At 76.3% G+C, this 3033-nt stretch carries 4 protein-coding genes; all 4 read left to right on the forward strand.

Features of this window, described 5'->3' with window-relative positions; translation table 11 throughout:
* The coding region (locus tag ACTUAL_RS07575; protein ID WP_440899738.1) for a 4'-phosphopantetheinyl transferase family protein at nucleotides 1–868 on the forward strand (868 nt) is incomplete at its 5' end.
* Complete coding sequence (locus tag ACTUAL_RS07580; protein WP_096492961.1) at nucleotides 865–1179, forward strand: acyl carrier protein; 315 nt, start codon at nucleotides 865–867, stop codon at nucleotides 1177–1179. The genes ACTUAL_RS07575 and ACTUAL_RS07580, both read left to right, overlap by 4 nt.
* Nucleotides 1176–2015, forward strand: coding sequence for an alpha/beta fold hydrolase (locus ACTUAL_RS07585; protein WP_440899739.1), 840 nt, complete (start codon nucleotides 1176–1178; stop codon nucleotides 2013–2015). The genes ACTUAL_RS07580 and ACTUAL_RS07585 overlap by 4 nt, the downstream gene beginning before the upstream one ends.
* On the forward strand, nucleotides 2012–3033 hold a 1022-nt coding region (locus tag ACTUAL_RS07590; RefSeq protein WP_440899740.1), incomplete at its 3' end, for a glycosyltransferase. The genes ACTUAL_RS07585 and ACTUAL_RS07590, both read left to right, overlap by 4 nt.

Here is a 3033-nt window from a genome sequence, read left to right on the forward strand (position 1 = left end):
CCCGGCGGCCCCGGGCCACGGCCCGGCCCGAATCCCGGCGCTCCCCCGGCCGGGGGACCCCGCCGCCGCGGCGCGGGGGGCGCACGGCCGGGTGTGGGCGCGCTTCACCGGCTGGGCCGACCGCCGCTTCGACACCGACCCCGGCATCCGCCTGGTCGACCGCTGGCCCGGCAGGCACACGCTGTCCACAGTGGACGGGAACCTCGCCGTCGTGCACGAGCGCTGGCCCGACCTCGCCACCCGCGAACTGGTCATGCGCAACGTCCTCGGCGGCGCCGAGCGCGCCGACTACACCGCCCAGCCACCGCACCGCCGCCGCCACTGGCTCCTCGGCCGCATCGCCGCCAAGGACGCCGCCCGCACCGTGCTCTGGCGCGAGGGCGACGGCGAGGTCTACCCGGCCGAGCTCGCCGTGCGCAACGACGACGCCGGACGCCCGCTGGTGCGCGGAGTCCACGGGTTCGACCCGCGCGGCGTCGCCGTGTCCCTCGCCCACGCGGGCGAGGTCGGCGTGGCGCTGGCCGGGCGCGGCGAGCTGGGCGTGGACGTCGAGGTCGTCGAGGAACGGCCGCGCGGCACCGAGAACGCGGCCTGCGACGAGGCCGAACTCGCGCTGCTCGCCGGGCTGCCCGGCGAGCGCGCGCACTGGTTCACCAGGTTCTGGGCGGCAAAGGAAGCCGTCGGGAAGGCGCTGGGCACCGGGCTGGGCGGGAGGCCGCGCGCCTTCCGGGTGGTCGCCGCGACCGAGGACGCCGCGCGCGTCGAGGTCGACGGCCGCGCGTTCGCCGTGCGGCTGCGCGACACCGCCAACCCACCGGGACTGCCCGAACGCCGGTACGTGGTCGCATGGACGGGAGACAGGGCATGAGCAGCGGGACGACGACCGGGCGCGCCGCCGACGCGGACACCGTGCTGGCCGACATCAGCGGGATGCTCCGCGTGGTGCTGGGCGACTACGGCCTGGAGGACGCGGAGATCACCCGCGACTCGACCTTCCACGGCGACCTGGAGATGGAGAGCATCGACCTCGTCACGCTGTCCGCCGCGCTGCGCGAGCACTACGGCGACCGGGTCAACTTCGCCGAGTTCGTCGCGGACCTGGAGCTGGACGAGATCATCGCGCTGACCGTGGGCAGGCTGGTCGACCACGTCGTCGCCTCGCTGCGGGAGGCGCCGTGAGCAGGGTCGCGACCGGGAACGTCACCACGCACGTCCAGCTGCTCCCCGCAGCCGGGGGTGACCCCGGCGCGCCGGTCGTGGTGTTCGTGCACGGGCTGCTCACCGACAGCCTCGCCAGCTACTACTTCACCCTCGGCCCGGCGTTCGCGGCGGCGGGCGTGGACGTGGTGATGTACGACCTGCGCGGGCACGGCCGCAGCGACCGGCCCGCCACCGGTTACCGCCTGGAGGACTTCACCGACGACCTGGTCGCCCTGCTCGACGCGCTCGGCGAGCGCAGGCCGGTGCACGTGGTCGGCAACTCCTTCGGCGGCACCATCGCCTGCGCCCTCGCCGCCTGGCACCCGGAGCTGGTCGCGGGCATCACGATGCTGGAGTCCGAGCCGCCCACCCGCGCCTGGACCGGGCACATCGCCGAGGGACTGGCCGACGCGCACGACAAGCTGCGCCACCCCGAGGCCATCGCCTGGATCGAGGCCAACCACGGCGGCCACACCGCCCGGTTGTCCAAGGGGGCCAACAAGATCCTGCAGTCCACGACGCTGGCCGCCGACGTGCCGCGCAGCCGGGTCATCGGCGGGCTGGAGGAGATCGGCAGGCCGATGCTCGCGGTGTTCGGGGACGAGTCCGGGCTGGCCGCGCAGGTCCCCGAGCTGCGGGCGCGCGGGTTCCGCGCCGAGGTGCTGGCCGAGCAGGGCCACTCGGTGCTGATCGAGCGCCCGCACGAGGTGCGCGAGCTGGTGCTGGACTGGGTGCTGGGCCTGCACGACGCGGGCGGTGAGCTGCCCGCCGCGTCCCCGGCCGTGACCCCGGCCGCGTCCGGGATCGCCGGGTGAGCCGGTTCCTGTTCGTCGCGCCGCCGCTGGTCGGGCACGTCAACCCGCTCACCGGGGTGGCGCGCGAGCTGGTGGCGCGCGGGCACCGGGTGGCCTGGGCCGGGCACGGCGAGCTGCTCGGCGCGCTCGTGCGGGAACCGGTGTTCCCGTGCGCGGTTCCCGAGGACGCCCCGGCGGAGCGTCCGGCCGGGCTCACCGGGCCGTCGGCGTTCCAGTTCCTGTGGCGGGACTTCTTCGTGCCGCTGGCCGACGCGATGGCGCCCGGCGTGGCCGATGCCGTCGACGCCTTCGAGCCGGACGTGGTGGTGTCCGACCAGCACGCGGTCGCCGGGTCGCTGGTGGCCGAGCGGCGCGGCGTTCCGTGCGTCGGGTCGGCCTCCACGTCGGCGGAGCTGGTGGACCCGCTGGCGTCCATGCCGAAGGTCGCCGCCTGGGTCGACGGGCTGCTCGCCGCGCTGCGCGAGCGGCACGGGAACCCGGTGGCGCGCAACGATCCCCGCTACCCGGAGCACGGCGTGCTGGCGTTCACCACGGCCGCGCTCGCCGGGTCCGTCGACCGGCCGGGGCTGCACCTGGTCGGGCCCGCGCTCGGGAAGCCGAGGCCGGGGGTCGGCTTCCCGTGGGCGGAGCTGGACGGGCGGCCGGTGGTGCTGGTCAGCCTCGGCACCGCCAACACCGGGGTGGGCGGGCGGTTCCTGCGCGCGGCGGCCGAGGCGTTCGCGGACCGGCCGGGGTTGCGCGCGGTGGTCGTCGACCCCGGCGGCGAGCTGGGGCCGGTGCCCGACAACGTCCTGGTGCGGCAGCGGGTCCCGCAGCTGGAGCTGCTCCCGCGCTGCGCGGCGGTGGTGTGCCACTCCGGGCACAACACGGTGTGCGAGGCGCTGTGGCACGGCGTCCCGCTGGTGCTCGCGCCCATCCGCGACGACCAGCCCATCGTCGCCGGGCAGGTGGTCGACGCCGGGGCCGGGCTGCGGCTGCGGTTCAACCGGGCCGGGGCCGAGGCGATCGGCAAGGCCGT

It is taken from the genome of Actinosynnema sp. (assembly GCF_052038725.1).

What these genes read in the sequence shown, in the direction of transcription:
- ACTUAL_RS07580 (WP_096492961.1), top strand. Translation starts at nt 865, where the DNA reads ATGAGCAGCGGGACGACGACCGGGCGCGCCGCCGACGCGGACACCGTG.